This window comes from Ruegeria sp. BK1 (assembly GCF_056535645.1).
Genome location: NZ_JBQFIS010000001.1, coordinates 3,211,601 through 3,230,200 on the forward strand (window position 1 = coordinate 3,211,601; position 18,600 = coordinate 3,230,200).

The 18,600-nt window shown below is 59.3% G+C and carries 21 protein-coding genes; 12 read left to right on the forward strand and 9 right to left on the reverse strand.

Annotation, left to right across the window (positions count from 1 at the left end; all coding sequences use genetic code 11):
* The first annotated feature begins 27 nt into the window (after positions 1-27).
* The 6 genes from ACR3E7_RS15915 (at position 28) to ACR3E7_RS15940 (ending at position 3,750) form a co-directional block, all read left to right on the forward strand.
* A complete protein-coding gene (locus ACR3E7_RS15915; RefSeq protein ID WP_480505220.1) occupies positions 28-309 on the forward strand; it encodes a rod-binding protein in 282 nt (93 codons plus the stop codon).
* Positions 293-652 (forward strand): flagellar biosynthesis protein FlgN, encoded by a 360-nt coding sequence (locus ACR3E7_RS15920; RefSeq protein ID WP_480505222.1) that lies wholly within the window; start codon positions 293-295, stop codon positions 650-652. Before ACR3E7_RS15915 ends, ACR3E7_RS15920 begins: the two co-directional genes overlap by 17 nt.
* 209 nt (positions 653-861) lie before the next feature.
* On the forward strand, positions 862-2,109 hold the full coding sequence (locus ACR3E7_RS15925; protein WP_170774865.1) for a flagellin: 1,248 nt from the start codon (positions 862-864) through the stop codon (positions 2,107-2,109).
* Between the two features lie 77 nt (positions 2,110-2,186).
* The gene (gene flaF / locus ACR3E7_RS15930; RefSeq protein WP_480505224.1) at positions 2,187-2,561 is read left to right on the forward strand and encodes a flagellar biosynthesis regulator FlaF; all 375 of its coding nucleotides are present in this window, start codon (positions 2,187-2,189) and stop codon (positions 2,559-2,561) included.
* Positions 2,561-2,962, forward strand: a complete 402-nt coding sequence (gene flbT / locus ACR3E7_RS15935) for a flagellar biosynthesis repressor FlbT (RefSeq protein WP_480505226.1) — start codon at positions 2,561-2,563, stop codon at positions 2,960-2,962. The genes flaF and flbT overlap by 1 nt, the downstream gene beginning before the upstream one ends.
* Positions 2,959-3,750 carry a DUF1217 domain-containing protein gene (locus ACR3E7_RS15940; protein WP_480505228.1) on the forward strand — a complete coding sequence of 264 codons (792 nt, stop codon included), beginning with the start codon at positions 2,959-2,961 and terminating at the stop codon, positions 3,748-3,750. The genes flbT and ACR3E7_RS15940 overlap by 4 nt, the downstream gene beginning before the upstream one ends.
* An 11-nt stretch (positions 3,751-3,761) precedes the next feature.
* Here the strand turns inward: ACR3E7_RS15940 and ACR3E7_RS15945 are convergent, their stop codons facing one another.
* From ACR3E7_RS15945 to ACR3E7_RS15955, 3 genes are all read right to left on the reverse strand, one after another.
* On the reverse strand, positions 3,762-5,333 hold the full coding sequence (locus ACR3E7_RS15945) for a DUF427 domain-containing protein (protein WP_480505230.1): 1,572 nt from the start codon (positions 5,331-5,333) through the stop codon (positions 3,762-3,764).
* Between the two features lie 106 nt (positions 5,334-5,439).
* The gene (locus ACR3E7_RS15950; RefSeq protein WP_170774855.1) at positions 5,440-6,141 is read right to left on the reverse strand and encodes a winged helix-turn-helix domain-containing protein; all 702 of its coding nucleotides are present in this window, start codon (positions 6,139-6,141) and stop codon (positions 5,440-5,442) included.
* On the reverse strand, positions 6,113-6,400 hold the full coding sequence (locus ACR3E7_RS15955) for a hypothetical protein (RefSeq protein WP_480505232.1): 288 nt from the start codon (positions 6,398-6,400) through the stop codon (positions 6,113-6,115). The genes ACR3E7_RS15950 and ACR3E7_RS15955 overlap by 29 nt, the downstream gene beginning before the upstream one ends.
* Positions 6,401-6,578: 178 nt before the next feature.
* On the opposite strand from ACR3E7_RS15955, the gene ACR3E7_RS15960 reads away from it, so the two are divergent.
* The 4 genes from ACR3E7_RS15960 (at position 6,579) to ACR3E7_RS15975 (ending at position 10,505) form a co-directional block, all read left to right on the forward strand.
* Positions 6,579-7,028, forward strand: a complete 450-nt coding sequence (locus ACR3E7_RS15960; protein ID WP_170774851.1) for a hypothetical protein — start codon at positions 6,579-6,581, stop codon at positions 7,026-7,028.
* A gap of 109 nt (positions 7,029-7,137) precedes the next feature.
* Positions 7,138-7,755 carry a ribonuclease HII gene (locus ACR3E7_RS15965; RefSeq protein WP_170791265.1) on the forward strand — a complete coding sequence of 206 codons (618 nt, stop codon included), beginning with the start codon at positions 7,138-7,140 and terminating at the stop codon, positions 7,753-7,755.
* A 107-nt stretch (positions 7,756-7,862) separates the two neighbouring features.
* Positions 7,863-8,966, forward strand: a complete 1,104-nt coding sequence (locus ACR3E7_RS15970; protein ID WP_170791263.1) for a site-specific DNA-methyltransferase — start codon at positions 7,863-7,865, stop codon at positions 8,964-8,966.
* 138 nt (positions 8,967-9,104) lie between these two features.
* Entirely contained in the window at positions 9,105-10,505 is a 1,401-nt protein-coding gene (locus ACR3E7_RS15975; RefSeq protein WP_480505235.1) for an adenylate/guanylate cyclase domain-containing protein, read from the forward strand.
* Between the two features lie 59 nt (positions 10,506-10,564).
* Here the strand turns inward: ACR3E7_RS15975 and ACR3E7_RS15980 are convergent, their stop codons facing one another.
* Positions 10,565-11,701, reverse strand: a complete 1,137-nt coding sequence (locus ACR3E7_RS15980) for an alkane 1-monooxygenase (RefSeq protein ID WP_480505237.1) — start codon at positions 11,699-11,701, stop codon at positions 10,565-10,567.
* A 57-nt stretch (positions 11,702-11,758) separates the two neighbouring features.
* Positions 11,759-12,814, reverse strand: coding sequence for an A/G-specific adenine glycosylase (mutY, locus tag ACR3E7_RS15985; RefSeq protein WP_480505239.1), 1,056 nt, complete (start codon positions 12,812-12,814; stop codon positions 11,759-11,761).
* Positions 12,815-12,895: 81 nt separating this feature from the next.
* On the opposite strand from mutY, the gene ACR3E7_RS15990 reads away from it, so the two are divergent.
* Positions 12,896-13,402: a DUF721 domain-containing protein gene (locus ACR3E7_RS15990; RefSeq protein ID WP_480505241.1), complete on the forward strand. Its 507-nt coding sequence runs from the start codon at positions 12,896-12,898 to the stop codon at positions 13,400-13,402.
* Between the two features lie 14 nt (positions 13,403-13,416).
* Positions 13,417-14,073: a DsbA family protein gene (locus ACR3E7_RS15995; protein ID WP_480505242.1), complete on the forward strand. Its 657-nt coding sequence runs from the start codon at positions 13,417-13,419 to the stop codon at positions 14,071-14,073.
* Between the two features lie 38 nt (positions 14,074-14,111).
* Here the strand turns inward: ACR3E7_RS15995 and lpxK are convergent, their stop codons facing one another.
* The 4 genes from lpxK to ACR3E7_RS16015 are packed head-to-tail and all read right to left on the reverse strand — an operon-like array spanning position 14,112 to position 18,462.
* Positions 14,112-15,110 carry a tetraacyldisaccharide 4'-kinase gene (lpxK, locus tag ACR3E7_RS16000; RefSeq protein ID WP_480505244.1) on the reverse strand — a complete coding sequence of 333 codons (999 nt, stop codon included), beginning with the start codon at positions 15,108-15,110 and terminating at the stop codon, positions 14,112-14,114.
* Entirely contained in the window at positions 15,097-16,332 is a 1,236-nt protein-coding gene (locus ACR3E7_RS16005) for a 3-deoxy-D-manno-octulosonic acid transferase (protein ID WP_480505246.1), read from the reverse strand. The genes lpxK and ACR3E7_RS16005 overlap by 14 nt, the downstream gene beginning before the upstream one ends.
* A complete protein-coding gene (locus ACR3E7_RS16010; RefSeq protein WP_170791247.1) occupies positions 16,329-17,129 on the reverse strand; it encodes an inositol monophosphatase family protein in 801 nt (266 codons plus the stop codon). Before ACR3E7_RS16010 ends, ACR3E7_RS16005 begins: the two co-directional genes overlap by 4 nt.
* Positions 17,116-18,462 (reverse strand): TldD/PmbA family protein, encoded by a 1,347-nt coding sequence (locus ACR3E7_RS16015; RefSeq protein WP_480505249.1) that lies wholly within the window; start codon positions 18,460-18,462, stop codon positions 17,116-17,118. Before ACR3E7_RS16015 ends, ACR3E7_RS16010 begins: the two co-directional genes overlap by 14 nt.
* Positions 18,463-18,600: the final 138 nt, after the last annotated feature.

Sequence of the window (18,600 nt, forward strand, 5' to 3'; positions counted from 1 at the left end):
AGTTCGATGCAAATTTCGGAGAAAGCGATGAAGATTACAGCACCAGCCTTCCCTGCAATGCCCGCGTCCTCGGCGGATAGAATCAAGGCCGCAGCGGTCGAGCTTGAGGCGGCATTCCTGTCGGAAATGCTGAATTCCGCCGGGTTGGGGGAGGCACGCAGTTCGTTCGGAGGCGGTGCGGGCGAAGATCAGTTTTCCTCGTTCCTTGTCCAGCAACAGGCCCGCCAACTGGCCGAAACCGGTGGCGTGGGCCTGTCGGAAATTCTGTTTCAATCAATGATGGAGACAACCAATGACGACCAAACCTGACATGGGGCTTCTTAAGTCTTTGGAAGAGGTTCTGGACCTTGAGCGCAACGCGCTGGTGCAGGGTGATCTGGATCAGCTGACCCAGATGGCGCCCGAGAAGGAAAAGCTTATCGATGCAGTCAATGATTTGCAGGTGCTGGACAGCGAAGATCTGATTCGTCTGCAAAACAAGGTCGCGCGCAATAAGGCGTTGCTTGGCAGTGCAGCGGACGGAATTCGCGCCGTTGCAGACCGCATGGCCGAACTGCGCCGGGTACACGGCGAATTCAGCACCTATGGTGCCGACGGGCAGCGCAGCGATTTTGCCGTGCGCAGCCACGCCAAGCTGGAAAAACGCGCCTAGGTGGCGGTTTGATTCAAATCCAAAATTTCCAGCCTAGGGGCTTTAGCACTCCGTTAGGAGATCAGGGGCCAAGGTGATCGGGCACTTGAAACAGCAAGTGGCGCGAACAGCCGGACGGCGGATCGCACAGATCAGAAAGACGTTAAAGCCCGCAAGTGGTGCGGGGTTAGCACGGGCGCAAAGGGCCCATACGTAAAAAGGAAGAAGCTATGTCCAGCATTCTGACCAACAATGGCGCAATGGTTGCGCTGCAGACTCTGAAATCGGTCAACAAAAATCTGGCGATGACCCAGAACGCGATCTCGACCGGTAAAGACGTTGCCACGGCCAAGGACAATTCAGCGGTTTGGGCGATCTCGAAAGTTATGGAATCCGACGTCAAAGGATTCAACGCGATTAAAGACAGCCTAGCTTTGGGCGAATCGACTGTTGCTGTGGCGCGGAATGCTTCGGAAACCGTGACCGATCTTCTGAACCAGATGAAGGGCAAGATCGTCGCAGCGCAAGAAGACAACGTGGATCGGGCCAAGATCAACGATGACGTAACTGCGTTGAAAGATCAGATTTCTTCTGTTGTCAGCGCTGCACAATTCAATGGTCTGAACCTGGTTGACGGTTCGGCCGGTACAGCCTCGATCCTGGCGTCTCTGGATCGCGACTCTGCGGGGAATGTGACCGCATCATCGATTTCGGTTGCGTCGCAAAACCTGTCGACCGGCGGCTATACCAGTAAGGGTGTTCTGGCGGGTTCGGACAATGTGACCTCTGACAACGATGCGGCGGGTTTCACGATGGACAAGTCCGGCGGCACCGGAGATATCGTGATCGACAGCTCTACCGACAACTTTGCGGCGGGCGACAAAGTGTCAATCACGATTGGCGACAAGGTTGCGTCCTACACCGTTCAAGACGCTGATCTGGACCCCTCGGGGACTTACGATGCGGCTTATACGGATGCCATCGTTGCAGTTGGCCTGAAGAATCAGATCGACTCCCTAGGCATTACCGGCGTCGCGATTGACTACGACTCGGGATCTCCTGGCACGCTGACCTTTGTAACGGGTACCGCAACAGCGGGCGCGGATGCGGACCGTGACGTGACCGTTTCGGCGCAGTTCACCAATGCGAACGCGGGTGGCCTGGGTGCTTTGGCTTCGATAGACGTGTCCACGGATGCAGGCGCACAGGCTGCGCTGGGAACCATCGAATCGCTGATCGACACTGCGATTGATGCTTCAGCAGCCTTCGGTTCGTCGCAAGGCCGGATCGAGACCCAGAAAGAGTTCATCTCGAACCTGGCGGACTCGTTCAAATCCGGTATCGGCTCGCTGGTTGACGCCGACATGGAAGAGACCTCGGCCCGTCTGCAAGCCCTTCAGGTGCAGCAGCAGCTGGCCACCCAGTCGCTGTCGATCGCCAATCAGGCGCCGCAGTCGATCCTGTCGCTGTTCCGTTAATCTTCGGAACTTGGCCGGGGCGTGGAAACGCGCCCCGGTTCTGACCGCCCTAAGACGGCCCATTGGAAGGATTTCAAGTGATACCGCAAACTCTTGCACAGCGTGCCTACGTACAAACCGCCGCCCCGACGCGCACGCCGCGCGACACCGAATACGAGGCGATTTCCAAGATTACGCATCGCCTCAAGGCAGCAGCAGCTCGTCAGAAATCCGATTTCGGAACTTTTGTTCAGGCGTTGCACGAAAACCGTCGGTTGTGGAACGTCTTGGCCAGTGGCGTCGCGGATTCCGACAATGCGCTGCCCAATGATCTGCGCGCGCGGATTTTTTACCTTGCGGAATTTACCGAGCGGCACAGCGGTCAGGTGTTGGGCAACAAGGCGACGGTTGAACCCTTGTTGGAGATCAGTATGGCAGTGTTGCGCGGGCTCAGGCAGATGGGGGCAACCTGATGGGTGGGCTGGTGCTGAAACTTGCTCCGAAAGAACGGGTGCTGATCAACGGCGTGGTCGTCGAGAACGGGGACCGGCGCAGCCGGTTTTCAATCATGACGCCGCAAGCCAATGTCCTGCGTTTGCGCGATGCTATTCACCCGGATGAAGTGAACACGCCCGTCCGCCGCGTTTGTTATGCGGCACAGCTGGTGCTGTCGGGCGACATGGAGCCGGATCAGGCGCGCCAACAACTGCTGCGACGTGTCGAGGAGTTGAGCCAGGTGTTCACTGACGCCGATAGCCGAAAGGTGTTGGCTGAGGCCACAGAAGCCCTTTTTGCTGAGCAATTCTACAAATGCCTCAAGTCCCTGCGTACGTTGTTGCCGCGGGAAGAGCGGTTGATGGCCTATCAGCAATGACCTTTCAGCCCGTCATACCTTCTGGCGGTCTGGTTGGCTGGCGGTTTTTGCAGCGTACTTATGACGCGCAACTCGACAGTTTCGCAACCTCAGCGGTCAATGAACGCGAGACGCTTTATTTTCTGGACAATATCTCCAAAGTGCAGACCGCCGAGGATTTGGTTTCAGATCGGCGGTTGCTGCAGGTGGCATTAGGCGCTTTCGGGTTGGAGGACGATATCAACAATCGGTTTTTCATCCAGAAGGTGCTGTCAGACGGCACTTCAGCGGATGACGCCTTGTCAAACCGGCTGTCTGACAAACGGTATCGTGAGTTTTCCGAAGCGTTCGGTCTTGGTCCGGGGGAAATTCGTAGAACCGGCTTGGTCACATTCATGGAGGACATTGCGCGGGACAATGTCGTGTCCCGATTTGAGGTCGCGGTGGGTCAATCTGACGAATCCATGCGTATCTCGCTTTTTGCTCAGCACACACTGGCAGATTTGGCGGCGCAGGAGGGCAGTGCAGATACTAAGTGGTTTGAGTTGATGGGTTTGCCACCGCTGCGTAGTATGATGGAAACCGCCCTGGGGCTTCCGTCCAGTTTTGGGCAGTTGAATATAGATAAGCAGTTGGATGTGTTCAAGGACAGGCTATCGCGCCTGACTGGCTCGGATGATCTGGCGCAGTTCACGGATGACGGGGCCATAGCCGAACTGACGGACAGGTATCTGGCGCGCAGCCAGATCTCGCAACTACAAAATACGATATCGCCCGCGCAAACGGCTTTGATCCTTTTGGGCGGCTAGGGTCTCGGCGTTCACCGGTCCAATATGTGATCAGCGGCTGTTTTAAGCGCAAAGGATGGCACCGGCTGAGACACATTATGGAGCGCGACATCCCCAAGGGGCAGCGCGTCGGCGCAGGCTGGGACAATGTCGGACGAGACGACGATCCTGTGACCCACGGTCTTACCATATTCCCCCAATCGCGCGGCGATGTTGGCGGCCTGACCGATTACGGTGAAATCAAGCCGTTCGCGGGATCCGACATTGCCATAGGTCACGCGCCCATAGGCGACGCCAATCGAGCAATCGCAATGGGCATCTGTTCCCGAGGCCCGAAACTCGCCAAGCTTTTCAACAATACCGATCGCAGAGCGCTGCGCATTGGCACGGGCCGTGATCGAGTTCTCACCTGCGGGGAACACGGCCAAAACAGCGTCGCCGATAAATTTCAAAACCTCGCCGCCATTGTCATGCACGATGCCCGAAACGGTTTCAAAAAACCCATTTAACAGACTGATATAGGGGGTGCGGCCCAGTTTTTCCTCTAACCGGGTCGAGTTACGTAGATCGCAGAACATGATTGCGGCGTCGATCTCATCCCCGTCGCCGCGTCGGATTTCACCACCCAGAACCCGCGCGCCGGACCGTTTGCCCACATAGGTCTCCAACAAAACCTGCGCATTTTCGCGCTGCATGAACACCTCGTAGAACCGGGCAATCACCGCCGAGCATTCAAAGACAAGACCTAGATTCTCGGTCGTGAACCCATCCGGGTGGTCGCTGGTCAGAGTCAGAACATTGGTGCGGCCATCGGAAAATGGCAGGGGCATGGCGACGTAGTCGGTTGCACCTTTGGCGCGCAAATCCTCGATAATGGGAAAACTGTTATACGGGTTGTCGTCACTCAGCCGCTGGCGAACTCCGCCCAACCCGTTCGAGACATGTCGCAACGGGCTGTTGATATAGGCCGGATGGTCGTGAATTTCATAGGTTGGCACATTGGTCGAGATCTCATCCTCGCCCTTTTCCCAAATGTAGTGCTTGCCCGCGATCAGCGGATGCAGCGACCAGACCAGAATGCTGAGGCGTTGAATGGCAATGCCGTGCTCCAGCATCTTCTCGGACAGCGCTTTGGTAAAGGCTTCCGAGGTTTCGATTTCCGAGGCGCCGCGCATCAGCCAGTCAATCAAAGGGCCGCTGATATTGCCGTCTTGGGGTTGTTCAAGCGTATTGCCACCCAGATCAAGCCGGTCATAGGCGTTGGGCAGGAACCCGATATGGCCCTGAATGGCCTTGCTTTCGGGCAGCGCGTCCTCATACGCCCAGACCGAGTTCGCAAGGCGCTGATCCCCAAGGACCACGTCATGATAGGTTGCCGTTCCCTTGAACGGGCAGAAGGTTTGCAATTCGGTCTCTTCGCTCAATTCGACAGACACATCTGCGCGGGGGATGTAGATCGTCGGAGGCAAGCGGGTTTCATACATCACCACGGCGTTGGCACTTTCAGCCAGCAGCACGTCGCCGCGATAGATGGCGATCCGACCTTTTAGTCGTTCAACCGAGATGCGATAGCCTGTGGAATGCGGAGTGGTGTGGACGTTCATCATCGACCTCCCTGTCCGGGGTCCTATAAGGATGGGACTTCGGACCGGGAATGCCAAGAGGGACCGCGCACAGTTTTTTGCACATGCGGCGTGCGCGGCAGCGGGGTCAGACCATCTGGATCACGTCTTTTTCGATCGACAGCATATATCCCCGTTTGGCGATATTCTTGACCAGCAACTCACTGACCATCTGATTGCCTAGCGCGTCGCGCAGGCGTTTGATCCGGGTTGCCCCGGCGGCCTCTTCGCAATCGGCGGCGTCCTTGCCCGAGATCACCGCCTCGATCTGGGCACCGGACAGGACTTCGTCATCCAGACGGGATTCCGCCAGAACCGACAGGGTCTCCATCGCGGCGGGGGTCAGTTTGAAATCCATATTGTTGAGGTATACGGTGTTTTCCTCGCGGCTGATCAGCAGGGATGTGACCTGAATGCCGGTACGCTCGATCTGGGCCATGCGGCGGTTCAGAAGGACCAGCATCACCAAAAACACCAACGCAGTGACCAGCATCGCGCTGGCAAAGACCAACAGCACGAAGATCACCATACGGTAGCTGGACAAGGTGTCGGCAAATGCAGTGCCGGATTGCGCCAGAATTTCCAGCAGGCGGATCTCGGCCTGTGTGGTCAGGTCGCTTTCGACGAACAACCGCTCGACCCGGGCATTGAACGCGTTTGCGTCGGGCAGGGACCAGAACAGGAAGACGGCGGCAGTGATCAAGATCAGGACAATCGCGGCAATACCCGCGCCGACCAACCGTACCCCGGATCGCCGCGCGTCAGTAACGGAGATAGAATTTTCCGGCATCGGCCTTCCTCTTGTCCAACCCTTCCGGTCCGAAAACCGACATCACGTTCAGCAGGGTCCAGCCCGAGGTGCGCAGCCGCTGGGCCACCTCTTGTTGCGCCTGACCCTTGTTGCAGGACGACACCTGCATGACGCCGTAATGCAATCGCAATGGATTGTCCTGCTTGGCTTTGTAATCCGCAAAGCAATCCGCCGCAGACGCCGCCGTGCCGAGCGATATCAGGGCCGCGAAGGCCAGAGAAGAGAGGATAGGTTTCATAGGCTGCATCCTGCGCATGTGTTGCCCTGATATTCAATATCCTAAGGGGTTTGCGGGCCCTGATATTCGATAACAATGTCCCGATATTGCTTGTCGGAGGGCGGTGAACCCAGTGTTGACCCAAAGAATTCACGAGCCCAGCCGGCTTCGTCGCAACACGGTCAAAAGGACACGCATCATGCACCGGAAATTTATCGCCCTGATCATCGCAACTGCCGTCGCTGTTACGGGTGTTTCAGCCTCGCAGGCGCGGGCTGCGGATGCCAAGGATATTCTGGGCGGTCTGGCCGCCATCGCCATCATCGGCGCGGGCGTTCACTACTATAACAAGGAAAAGGACAAGAAACGCGCCAGCCGTCACCAAACGCATATCCAACCCCATCACCCGGTGCGTCCCCGCCCGCACCATCTGGCGAAATACGACCTGCCGCAGAAATGTCTGCGCACCTTTGATCACTATTCACCCCGTCATCAATTGCTTGGAACCGGGTGCCTCAAGAAACACTACAAATATGCCAATAGCCTGCCGCGAGAGTGCAAAGTCGGTTTCTGGAATGGCAAGAAGGTCAAGCGGGCCTATGAACCCGCCTGCCTGCGCCAGCAAGGTTATCGTGTCGTTTACAAGTAACCGTTTTCGAGCAGGAGCGGCGTCGCAGAAGCGCCGCGCAGGAGGGGGTGGCGCAAGCCGCCCTCTCTTTTTTGTTGCGATAAGGTCCGAAACAGGATTTTCCAAAAGGATGACGACACCAACCTACGATATTGAACAGACCGCCATGGCTGACGGGTTTCTTCGGATCGCCGGGGTGGATGAGGTGGGCCGGGGCCCCTTGGCCGGGCCTGTTGTTGCCGCAGCCGTGATTCTGAACCCGGTCGACATACCTCAGGGACTGAATGATTCCAAGAAGCTGACAGCCAAACGTCGCGCGGCTTTGGATGCGGCCATTCGCGAACAGGCTGATTTCGCAGTGGCTGAGGCGACAGTGGCCGAGATAGACGAGCACAACATCTTGCGCGCTTCGCATCTGGCAATGGAGCGCGCGGTGGCCGCTTTGAACCCTCCGCCGGATTATCTGCTGATCGACGGGAACATGATTCCGCGCGGGCTGAGCATACCTGCGCAAGCGGTTGTCAAAGGCGATGCGCGGTCGGTGTCGATTGCGGCGGCCTCGATCCTTGCGAAAAACTGGCGCGATCAAGTGATGGTGGATTTGGCGCAACAGCATCCCGGCTATGGGTGGGAGTCGAACGCAGGTTATCCGACAAAAATGCATCGCGAAGCGCTGCGAAATCTAGGTGTGACCCCACACCATAGACGTTCGTTTAAACCGGTCCACAATATCTTGTATCAAGAGTAAATCGTAAGTCTCTGATTCAAAAAAGAAATTGACGGCGAATCGTCTTTGACTCATCCTTGTCTCAACCAAATGAGCGCAAAAGCGCCGTGGACACTTGAGGCAGTGATATGACTACGACCACCAAAAAGGGCGCAAAAGCGCTCCCTTTAAACACGATTCTTTCCGGGGACTGCATCGATGTGATGAACAGTCTGCCCGAGGCGTCGATTGACCTGATCTTTGCGGACCCGCCGTATAATTTGCAGCTGAAAGGCCAGTTGCACCGCCCGGATAACTCTCAGGTGGATGCGGTTGATGATCACTGGGATCAGTTTTCCAGCTTCGGGGCCTATGACCAGTTCACTCGCGAATGGCTGAAAGCAGCGCATCGGTTGCTGAAGCCCAATGGGGCGATCTGGGTTATTGGCTCTTATCACAACATCTTCCGGGTTGGCTCGGCCCTTCAGGATGCGGGATACTGGATTCTGAACGACGTGGTTTGGCGCAAATCGAACCCGATGCCGAACTTCCGTGGCAAGCGGTTCACGAATGCGCATGAAACGATGATTTGGGCGTCCAAACGTGAAGGTGCGAAATACACGTTCAATTACGAGGCGCTGAAGGCGCTGAATGAGGGCGTACAGATGCGCAGCGACTGGGTGCTGCCGATTTGCACAGGGCATGAACGTCTGAAAGATGAAAACGGCGATAAGGCGCATCCAACGCAAAAGCCTGAATCGCTGCTGCATCGGGTGCTGGTCGGTTCGACCAATCCGGGCGATGTGGTGCTGGACCCGTTTTTTGGTACGGGCACGACCGGCGCTGTCGCCAAGATGCTGGGCCGCGAGTTCATCGGGATCGAACGCGAGGAAAGTTATCGCAAAGTGGCCGAAAAACGCATCGCCAAGGTTCGCAAATTCGATCGCGAGGCGCTGGAAGTCAGCGCCAGCAAACGCGCCGAGCCGCGCGTGCCGTTCGGCCAGTTGGTCGAACGCGGCATGCTGCGTCCGGGGGAAGAGCTCTATTCCATGAACCAGCGTCACAAGGCCAAGGTCCGCGCTGATGGCACGCTGGTCGGGCAAAATGTCAAAGGCTCGATCCATCAGGTAGGGGCGCATTTGGAGAACGCGCCTTCCTGTAACGGCTGGACTTATTGGTGCTTCAAGCGCGACGGCAAGACCGTGCCGATCGACGTGCTGCGTCAGCAAATCCGGGCTGAAATGCACAACTGAATACCGCCGGTGCCTGTGGCCTGACACAAGGCACTAAGCCTTGCCCCGCCGGTCTTCGGCGGGGTCTTTTGTTTTCATCACATTCTCACTTCTATATGACTTCTGCAAAGCCCGCCGCGCACCGAGGGAGCCTCAGCCATGTCGGACACCACAGCCAGTCAATCCCGCTTCAGCCGGTTTTTCGTCACTCGCCCGGATCCGGTCGACTTGGACAACAAATACACCGAGGCCGCGCTAGAGAGACACAAGCGAGAAGGACTGGAGCTGGCGGTACGCGCACGTTGGTTCGCCATGGGGTTGACCGGCATTCTGCTGGTATTCCTGAACCCTCATTGGGAGGTGTTGTGGTACCATTTCATCCTGTTGCTGATCTGCGCCAATGGCTGGTTGATCCGACGGGCGGGGCAGGTCGGGCAGTCGCGGACCGAGTTGCTGCTGATCTTTGTGGACCTTCTAATCATGACGCTGGGGATGATCGTCCCGAACCCATTCAGTGACGATGTGCGCCCGTTGGCGATGCAGTACCGGTTCGACAACTTCCAGTATTTCTTCATCATTCTGGCCGCCGGGACATTGGCTTATTCTTGGCGGACGGTTGTGGCGATCGGGTCCTGGACCGCGATGATGTGGACCGTTGGCTGGATCATTGCATGGTGGGTCGCCACGCCGATCCCTGGTATCAGCGAGCGCGTTGCCGAAGCATTAACGGAGTACCCGGATGTAGCTGAGTTGATGGACCCAAACAGTTTTATGCCCTCGCAACGCATTCAGCAGGTGGTTGTTTTTATCATGGTCGCGGTCACGTTGGGCATTTCGATGAGGCGGCTGAATCGCTTGCTGATGACAAACGCCGGGCTTGAGCGGGAACGGGCAAACCTGTCGCGCTATTTCTCGCCCAATGTGGTGGATGAGCTGAGCCAGAATGACGAACCGCTGAAGCAGGTGCGAAAAGAGAGTATTGCGGTTCTGTTTATTGATATCGTGGGCTTTACAAAATACGCGGCGGGTCGTGATCCTTATGAAGTGATCGAGGTGCTGCGCGGGTTTCATGCGCGTATGGAAACTGAAGTGTTTCGCCATCATGGCACGTTGGACAAATATCTGGGCGACGGGTTGATGGCGACCTTTGGCACGCCGGTGCCGACGCCTTTGGATGCCAGCAATGCGGTGGCCTGCGCGCGCGACATGACCCGTGTGATCAATCAATGGAATACTGACAGGCGCCGCGCGGGTGAGCCGGAAATCCATGTGGGTATCGGAGTGCACTATGGGCCGGTGGTTTTGGGCGATATCGGCGCGAACCGGTTGGAATTTGCAGTGATCGGAGACGCGGTCAATGTGGCGGCCAAGCTCGAGGCTTTGACCCGAGTCAAAATGGCTCAGGTGATATTGAGCGACGAGGTTTGCAGCCAGCTTACAATGGAAGGACACAGTGCCGCGACCCTGACAGAGGGGTTTGAAAAGCTGCCGGGCCAGACCGTGCGCGGGGTTGAGCACCCCATGGATATCTGGGTGATGCGGGCGCTTCCGCCGATCTGAATTGCATCATAGATGCAAGGCAGATCGTTGGGCCGGGCAGCGCGCGGGGCGCGCTGCGGTCACGCTCGAGGCAGCGGGTTTTGCGATTTGTTGTAGGGTTTCCAGTTGCTGACCTCGGGGTAGTAGTGGCGTCTCCAGGCGCGAACGCGCGGATTCATGACGCGCCGCCAAACGGGTGGGATCATGGCGGCGACGGTCATCACAGGGTAACCGTAGGGCAGTTGCGGAGCGGTGTCTTCGGAATGGTGTTGTAAAAGGGGAAAACGGCGATTGGGTTTATAGTGGTGGTCCGAATGCCGTTGCAGATTGATCAGCAGCCAGTTTGACGCTTTTTGTGATGCATTCCAGGAATGCTGCGGCTTGACGTGTTCGTATTTCCCATCGCCGAGATGCTTGCGGGTCAGGCCGTAATGTTCGACATAGTTGACCAACTCCAGCTGCCAGATCGCGACACCGGCCTGAAGCAGGAACAGGGCGACGCCGGACCACCCTCCGACCCCAAGAGCCAGCAGCACCATACTGCCCTGCAACACCCAATAGCGCCAGAAGGGGTTCGAAGCGTCCGTCCATGGGCGGTCTTTCCGCGCCAGCTTGTCGCGCTCGGCCTTGAAGGCTGAGGTCAGGCACTGCCGCAGGACGCGGGGATAAAAGCGGTGAAACCCTTCATTATAGCGGGCGGTCACTGGGTCTCGAGGGGTGCCGACATAGCGGTGATGCACCAGCAGATGCTCGGACCGGAAATGCGAATACAGGACCATGGCCAGAAGAATATCGCCCAGCCAACGCTCGAACCGGCCTTTTTGATGCATCAGTTCGTGGCTGTAGTTGATCCCGATTGTGCCAGAGATGACGCCCATGCCGAAGAACAACCCGATCTTGGACGCCAAGGACAGGTGATCAGTATGAGTGGCAAACCAGATCAGACCGAACAGCGTGATGAACTGCACCGGGACCCAGATATTGGTCAGCAGGATGTACCAGCGCAGGCCTTTGTCAGGGGTGTCGGGGTCCGCGTTGTTCAGCTCCAGCCCGGTCAGCAGGTCCAGTATGGCAAAGGCCCACCAGGTGAAAATCGGCACAAGAAGAACCCACCAGCCACCAAGGGTGGCCGATATCCAAATTATGGGAATCAGCATGAAGGATACCCAGAAGGGCAGCGCTGATTGCCAGCGGGACAGGGTGTCGGATGAAATCATGCGCCAACTCCGAATGACCGCTTCTGGGATGCTCCAGAGGCCTTTTTGAAAAACCTGTTACTGCCCGAGCCAGAGGTCAAGCGCCTTGCGCATCACAGTTGGAAGAACTTTGGGTCGGAACGTGTGTTTGTCCATGATGATCAGGTCATTCGGGGCTAGATCTTCCGGCAGGGGGGCGGTCCAGACGCGCAGAATCAGGTGGAAATGGGTGAAGGTGTGGCGCACCTCGCCGGGCAGTGCCTGCCAATCCGCCGGGAAGGGCGGTGTCTCGGCTGGCGCATCCGACCAATCTGATCCGGGCCAGCCCAACATCCCACCCAGCAGGCCTTTGTCCGGGCGACGCTCAAGCAGCAGCGCGCCATCGTTACGCTGGGCGATATAGACATGGCCATAGCGCGTGGGCTTTGGTTTTTTGGGCGTTTTGCGCGGCAGGTCAGCCTGCGTTCCGGCCTTGCGCGACAGGCAGGGATCGCGCAGCGGGCAAATTCCGCAGGTAGGTGATTTGGGCGTGCAGATCGTGGCCCCCAGATCCATGACAGCCTGCGCGTAGTCTCCGGGTCGTACGTCAGGTGTCAGCGTTGCGGCTTTGTTCTTTAGCGCAGGTTTCGAGCCGGGCAGCGGGGCGTGAATGTCGTAAAGCCGGGCTATGACGCGTTCGACATTTCCATCCAGCACGGTTTCGGGGCGGTCAAAGGCGATGGCCGAGATTGCAGCGGCGGTATAAGGGCCGATGCCGGGCAAGCCTAGCAAAGCGTCATGGGTGTCGGGGAAGATGCCGTCGTGACCTTCAGCCACCGCTCGCGCGCATTTCAGCAGGTTGCGGGCGCGGGCGTAGTAGCCCAGCCCGGCCCATTCGCCCATGACCTGATCATCGGGGGCCGCGGCCAGCGCCTGCACCGTGGGCCAGCGCGTCGTGAACCGCATGAAATAGTCACGCACGGCGGCCACGGTGGTCTGCTGCAGCATCACCTCAGACAGCCAGACGCGATAGGGGTCGGGCCGCACTCCGGCGGCGCGGTCAGCGGGGCTGACGCGCCACGGCATCTTGCGGGCGTGGCGGTCGTACCAGGCCAGCAATTCGTTGCTGACGTCAAATTCGCCTGTGTCACGCAATTTTTAATCATCTCCCTGTCGGGTTTCGCTGGCGCCCGGTGTCCTGCCCTCTACAATAGTGGCGCAGGAGTTGGAAACCAGATGCAGCGCAGACGTTCTTCGACCCGCGGGTTCAAACGCACCGCGACATTGCTGAGCGATCAGATCAGACGCGCCGGTGAAAGCCGGGGCTTTGCCGTGTCGCGCCTGTTGACCCATTGGGCCGAGATCGTGGGGCAGGACATGGCTGCCATCGCGCGCCCTGTGAACGTGGGCTATGGCAAAGGCGGCATGGGGGCGACGCTAACCGTGCTGACCACCGGCCCGCAAGCCCCGATGCTTGAGATGCAAAAGGAACAGCTGCGCGGTAAAGTGAACGCGGTTTATGGCTATAACGCCATCAGCCGGGTGCGCATCACCCAGACCGCTCCGACAGGATTTGCCGAGGGGCAGGCCAGTTTCGATCACAAACCGAAAGTGGTGAAACCCACACTGAAACCGGAAATCGCGGCCGAGGCGGACCGGGCAGCGCAAGACGTCCATGATGGCGACCTGCGTGCAGCCCTTGAACGTCTGGGTCGTAACGTTCTATCCAAACAAAAACGCTGAGAAAGGGCTGATACATGAGCCGTATTGCAACCGGAATTTGCGCGGCCGTCGCCATTGCCGCAGGCAGCTTTTTGCTGTCGTCACCAAACGCGTCATTTTCGCTGATCGGCAGCGCCAAGGCGCAAGAGGCCGAGCTGGACACCTCGACCATCGTCGAGATGACCCTGGGGGCCAAGGACGCGCCGGTCGAGATCATCGAATATGCCTCGTACACCTGTCCGCATTGCGCGAATTTCCACAAAGGGCCGTACAAGCAACTCAAGAAGGATTTCATCGACACCGGCAAGGTCAAGTTTGTCTACCGCGAGGTGTATTTCGACCGCTACGGCCTGTGGGCGTCGATGGTGGCGCGCTGTGCGGGTCCTGACAAGTTCTTTGGCATCTCGGATCTGATCTATGAAGGCCAGTCCGAGTGGACCCGCGCGGGTGGCCCGGCTGAGATCGTGGATGAACTGCGCAAGATCGGGCGTCTGGCCGGGATCGACAATGACCAGCTTGAAGCCTGTCTTCAGGATGGCGATCGTGCCCGCACATTGGTGGCCTGGTACCAGGAAAACGCCGAGCGTGACGGCATTCAGGCCACTCCGTCGTTTATCGTGAACGGCAAAGCGGTCGAGAACCAGTCGTATGACGCGTTCAAGAAGCTGATCGAAGACGAACTGGGCAGCTAAGCCTGTTTGGCGGCCAGCTCTTTTCGGCTGGTCGCTTTTTAGGGCGATGGGGCAACTTGCAAGAGCATTTGTTTGACCCTGTCGCCGTCCGCGACATTTAGGCGAACGGGCAGGGTGATGACCTTGCTGCGGAACGCTGCGGGCAGGCGAACGGCGTCTTTCTCGGTCGTGACCATCTGTGCACCGAGCAGGCGTGCCTCATTTTCCAACCGGGCCATCAAGGCCGGGGTCAGTGGCTGGTGATCGTCCAGTGCTTCGGCCCGCAACAGGGTTGCGCCTTGCTGGCGCAGGGTTGCAAAGAACTTCTCCGGGTGGCCGATCCCGGCAAAGGCCAGAACCGGCGTGTCGGCCCAGTCCATCCCGGTTTGCAGCGCCTCGACCACACCCGTGGCGTGGGGAACGGTCAGCTTCAGCCCCCATCTGTTGGTGAATTCGATCTGCGCGGCGGCATCCCCTAGTGACAGGACGAGATCGGCACGTTTCAGGCCCACATCGACCGGTTCGCGCAACGGTCCGGCAGGCAGGCACAACCCGTTGCCGAACCCGCGCTGGGCATCCACCACGATGACCGAGAAATCCTTGGCGACCGAGGGGTTTTGAAACCCGTCATCCAGAACGATCACCGTCGCTCCGGCCTCGGCGGCGGCTTTGGCCCCGGCGGCGCGGTCCTTTGCCACCCAGACATCGGCAAAGGCGGCCAGCAACAGCGGCTCGTCCCCGACCTCGGCTGCGGTATGCTTGCCCGGATCAACGCGCACCGGCCCGTCCAGCGATCCGCCATGGCCGCGTGTGACCACATGGGTCTGATGCCACGCATCGCGCAACTGTTCGATCATCCAGATCACGGTGGGGGTCTTCCCGGTGCCGCCCGCATTCAGGTTGCCAACGCAGATCACTGGTACGCCGGGTGTTAGACCCGGCTGGGCCGCAACGCGCCGGGCGGTTGCGGCCGCGTAAAGTCCCCCAAGCGGAGCTAGAAGTCGTGCCCGGATTGCCAATCGGTCAGGTGCGGTGTGCCAGAAATCAGGTGCCTGCATGATCTGATCCCCGCCGATCCAATGTGTCCTGCACCAATTCGATCAGGCGATCCGCCTGCGGTGCGCCCTCGGTTACGACCTGCCATCCGGCCAGCGCCATATCGGCGGCGCGGTCCGGGGCCAGGCTTTCCACAACAGCGTCACCCAGTTCGGTTGCACTTCTCACCACTCTTGCGGCACCCGCCCGGTCAAGCTGATCGTATATCTGTTGGTGCCGATGCACAAACGGGCCGTGAATAACCGCCGAGCCCAGGGCAGTCGCAATCAGCGGGTCCTGTCCACCTGACCCGCGTTCCAGCGTGCTGCCGATGAAGGTCACGGCTGAAACGCGCTGCCAGAGACCCAAAGCTTCGGCATCCGAGGACAGGATCACCTGCGTGTTGTCCTCGATTGTTCCGCCTTCATCCCAGTTGACGCAGCGCAGGTCCATCGCCTCAAGCCGTCGGTGCAGCGGGGCTGCCTCGTAGATATCCGCGACATGCAGCACAAGGGCCAGCCTGGGCAGCATTCGGGTCGCTTGCCTATGGGCGCTGAGGACAGAGATGAATTCCTTGTCCTGCACCCAGGAAGCTAGCCACACAGGGCGACCAGACAGGGCATGCGTCATCTCGATCAACTCATCCTCAGGCCAGGGGCGGGGGTTGGGGCTGACCATAAGGGGCGGAGCTGTGCCCACTTTCGAGGACGAGATACCCAGCCGGCGGATTTGCCGGGCGGCTTCGTTATTCGTGGTTAGGATGGAGGTGAAACTGTCGAAGGTCAGTCGGGTCAGGTCTGGCAGCCAGCGTCCACCCGGTGCGATGTTGAAGTGATAGGCGGCTTCGGCAAGGATCAGAGGGATGCCCCTTTCCTGCGCCCGCGTGATCAGGTTGGGCATCAGCCCGCCGCCAATCCAAAGGCCGATATCTGGGCACCAATGCTCTAGAAAGGCGCGCGCGGCGCCGGTCTGTTCGGATGGCAGGTTGATCAGGGGAAAGTCTGCCGACGGCCAGCGAGACAGATCTGCATCCGGCGGGGCCGTCAACAGGATCGACAGATCGGGTCGGACCTGTTGCAGGCGTTGACAAAAATCAACCACTGCCCGCTGCCGATCCCGTGCGCCGATGTGTATCCAGATCAATTCACCCCCGGGGCGTGGGGCGTAGGCGGTGTCTCCTGCGCTGGACACCCCCCAAGACAGGACGCGATAGGCCGTCAAGCTCATCGAGCGCGTCTTGGTCATGACCAGGGTCCGGTGCTTTCCGGCTCCAGCATGTTGGTTATACGGCTGTGCAAGGCGGCCCCTGCAGCGACGACCCCATTTAGGCGGGGATGCGGGTTGTTGAAGCGCAGCGGCCCGCCCAATCGGTCGGAACACACTCCGCCCGCTTCGCGGATGATCAGATCACCGGCGGCGATATCCCATTCCCAGCTTGGGCGCAGCGTCAGCATCCCGTCGAACCGCCCTTGCGCAACCGTAGCCATGCGATAAGCCAGCGACGGGCGGTAGTTGCGCTGAAAGCCGGGAATTGTGCCATTGCGCCAATGGCTGGCGTCCATATTTGGTCTGGCTGCCAGAACTTCAGCGCTGTTCAGATCGTCGATGCCAGACACGCGTATTGCGGTGCCGTTTAGCGTTGCTCCCTGCCCTTTGGCTGCCGCAAAAAGCAGGTCGCGGCGGGGTAAGTATATAACAGCTGCCGTAACTTCTTGGCCTTCTGTAACGGCTAGCGAATGCGCCCAGGTCCGCGAGCCTTCGGCAAAGCTGCGCGTGCCGTCGATGGGGTCGATGATGAACACCCGGTCTTTTGTAAGCCGCGCTTGGGAATCCTCGGTCTCTTCGCTGAGCCAGCCATAGCCGGGCCGGGCAGCAGGCAGCTTCTGCTCCAGCATCGCGTTCACCGCCAGATCGGCTTCGGTCACCGGGCCCGCGCCGCCGGGTTTGTCCCAGCGCTGGGCCGTGGTGCCCGAATAGCGGGTAGCGATCTTTCCGGCCTCCAATGCGGCGTCGATCAGCAGGGGCAGGTCAGTTGCCGGCAAGTGTCATCCCTTCGATCAGCAACGACGGCACCACGCGCGACAGATAGGGGCGGGCGTCATTGGCCGGAACGATCCGTTTCAACATGTCGCGCAGATTGCCCGCAATGGTGCATTCGTTGACCGGATAGGTGATCTCGCCATTTTCGACCCAAAAGCCTGATGCGCCGCGGGAATAGTCGCCTGTATTGGGGTTGATGGTTGACCCGATCATCGACGTCACCAAAAGCCCGGTTCCCATATCGCGCAGCAGGTCAGCCCTGCTTTGATCACCCTGCGTCAGGCTCAGGTTCCAGTTGCTGGGAGACGGGGGCCCCGAGACCCCGCGAGCAGCGTTACCCGTCGAGGTCATGTCCAACTTGCGTGCGCTGGCCAGATCCAGAGTCCACCCGGTCAGAACGCCGTTTTCGACAATCGCCCGGCGTCGGGTTGGCAGGCCTTCGGCGTCAAACGGGCGGGATCCGGCAATGCGCGGGCGATGCGGGTCTTCGATCAGCGATATACGCTCGGGCAGAACCTGTTCGCCGAGACAATCCGACAGCCAGGATGCGCCGCGCGCAATGGCTGCGCCGTTGCTGGCCCCCAGCAAATGCCCGATCAGCGAGGACGAGATGCGCTCGTCAAACAGAACCGGAAAGGTGCCGGTGGTTGGTTTCCGTGCGCCCACTTGCTGAACCGCACGCTCCCCGGCGGTGCGGCCGATCTCGTCGGGTGCGCGCAGATCGGTCTGAAAGGTGCGGCTGTCACCATCATAGTCCCGCTCCATCCCGGTGCCTTCGCCCGAGATCGCCACGCAGGATGTTGACCGGCTGGACCGAGTATAACCGCCGGAAAATCCATTGCTGGCTGCCAAATGCACCCGGTGCGTCCCATAGGCCGCCGCCGCATCCGAGACCTGAGACACCCCGTCAACAGCCAGCGCCGCAGCCTCGGCGGCCAATGCGTCCTGCAACAGGGCTTCGGCCGTGGGTTCGGGGGTGGGATCAAACAGCTCCAGCGCCTGCATGTCCCAGGTTTTGGCAAGCTGGTCTGGGTCGGCGAGGCCGGCAAAGGGGTCCTCGGGGGCTTCACCCGCCATGGCGACAGCACGTTCGGCCATTGCCGTCAGGGTCTCGGGGCGGCTGTCCGAGCTGGATACGATCGCCTGTCGCTTGCCCAGAAACACACGTAATCCAAGATCGGTACCTTCCGACCGTTCGGCGTGTTCCAACGCCCCGGCGCGCACCTCGACCGACACGGAGGAGCCGTCCAATACAATGGCATCGGCAGCCTCGGCCCCCGCTTTGCGGGCCGCATCCAGCAGGTTCTGGCTGATTTCTTCAAGTGCGCGGGTCATGGGGCCTCCGGGTGTGGTTGTATTGGACCTAGCCCCGGACCGGGCGTCCCGCAAGGCCCCCAATGCCATTGGGCACAACGAAGTTGCGTGAACGCAGGGCGCATTTCAGGGCAATGGAAAATCGTCACCGGGTTCGAA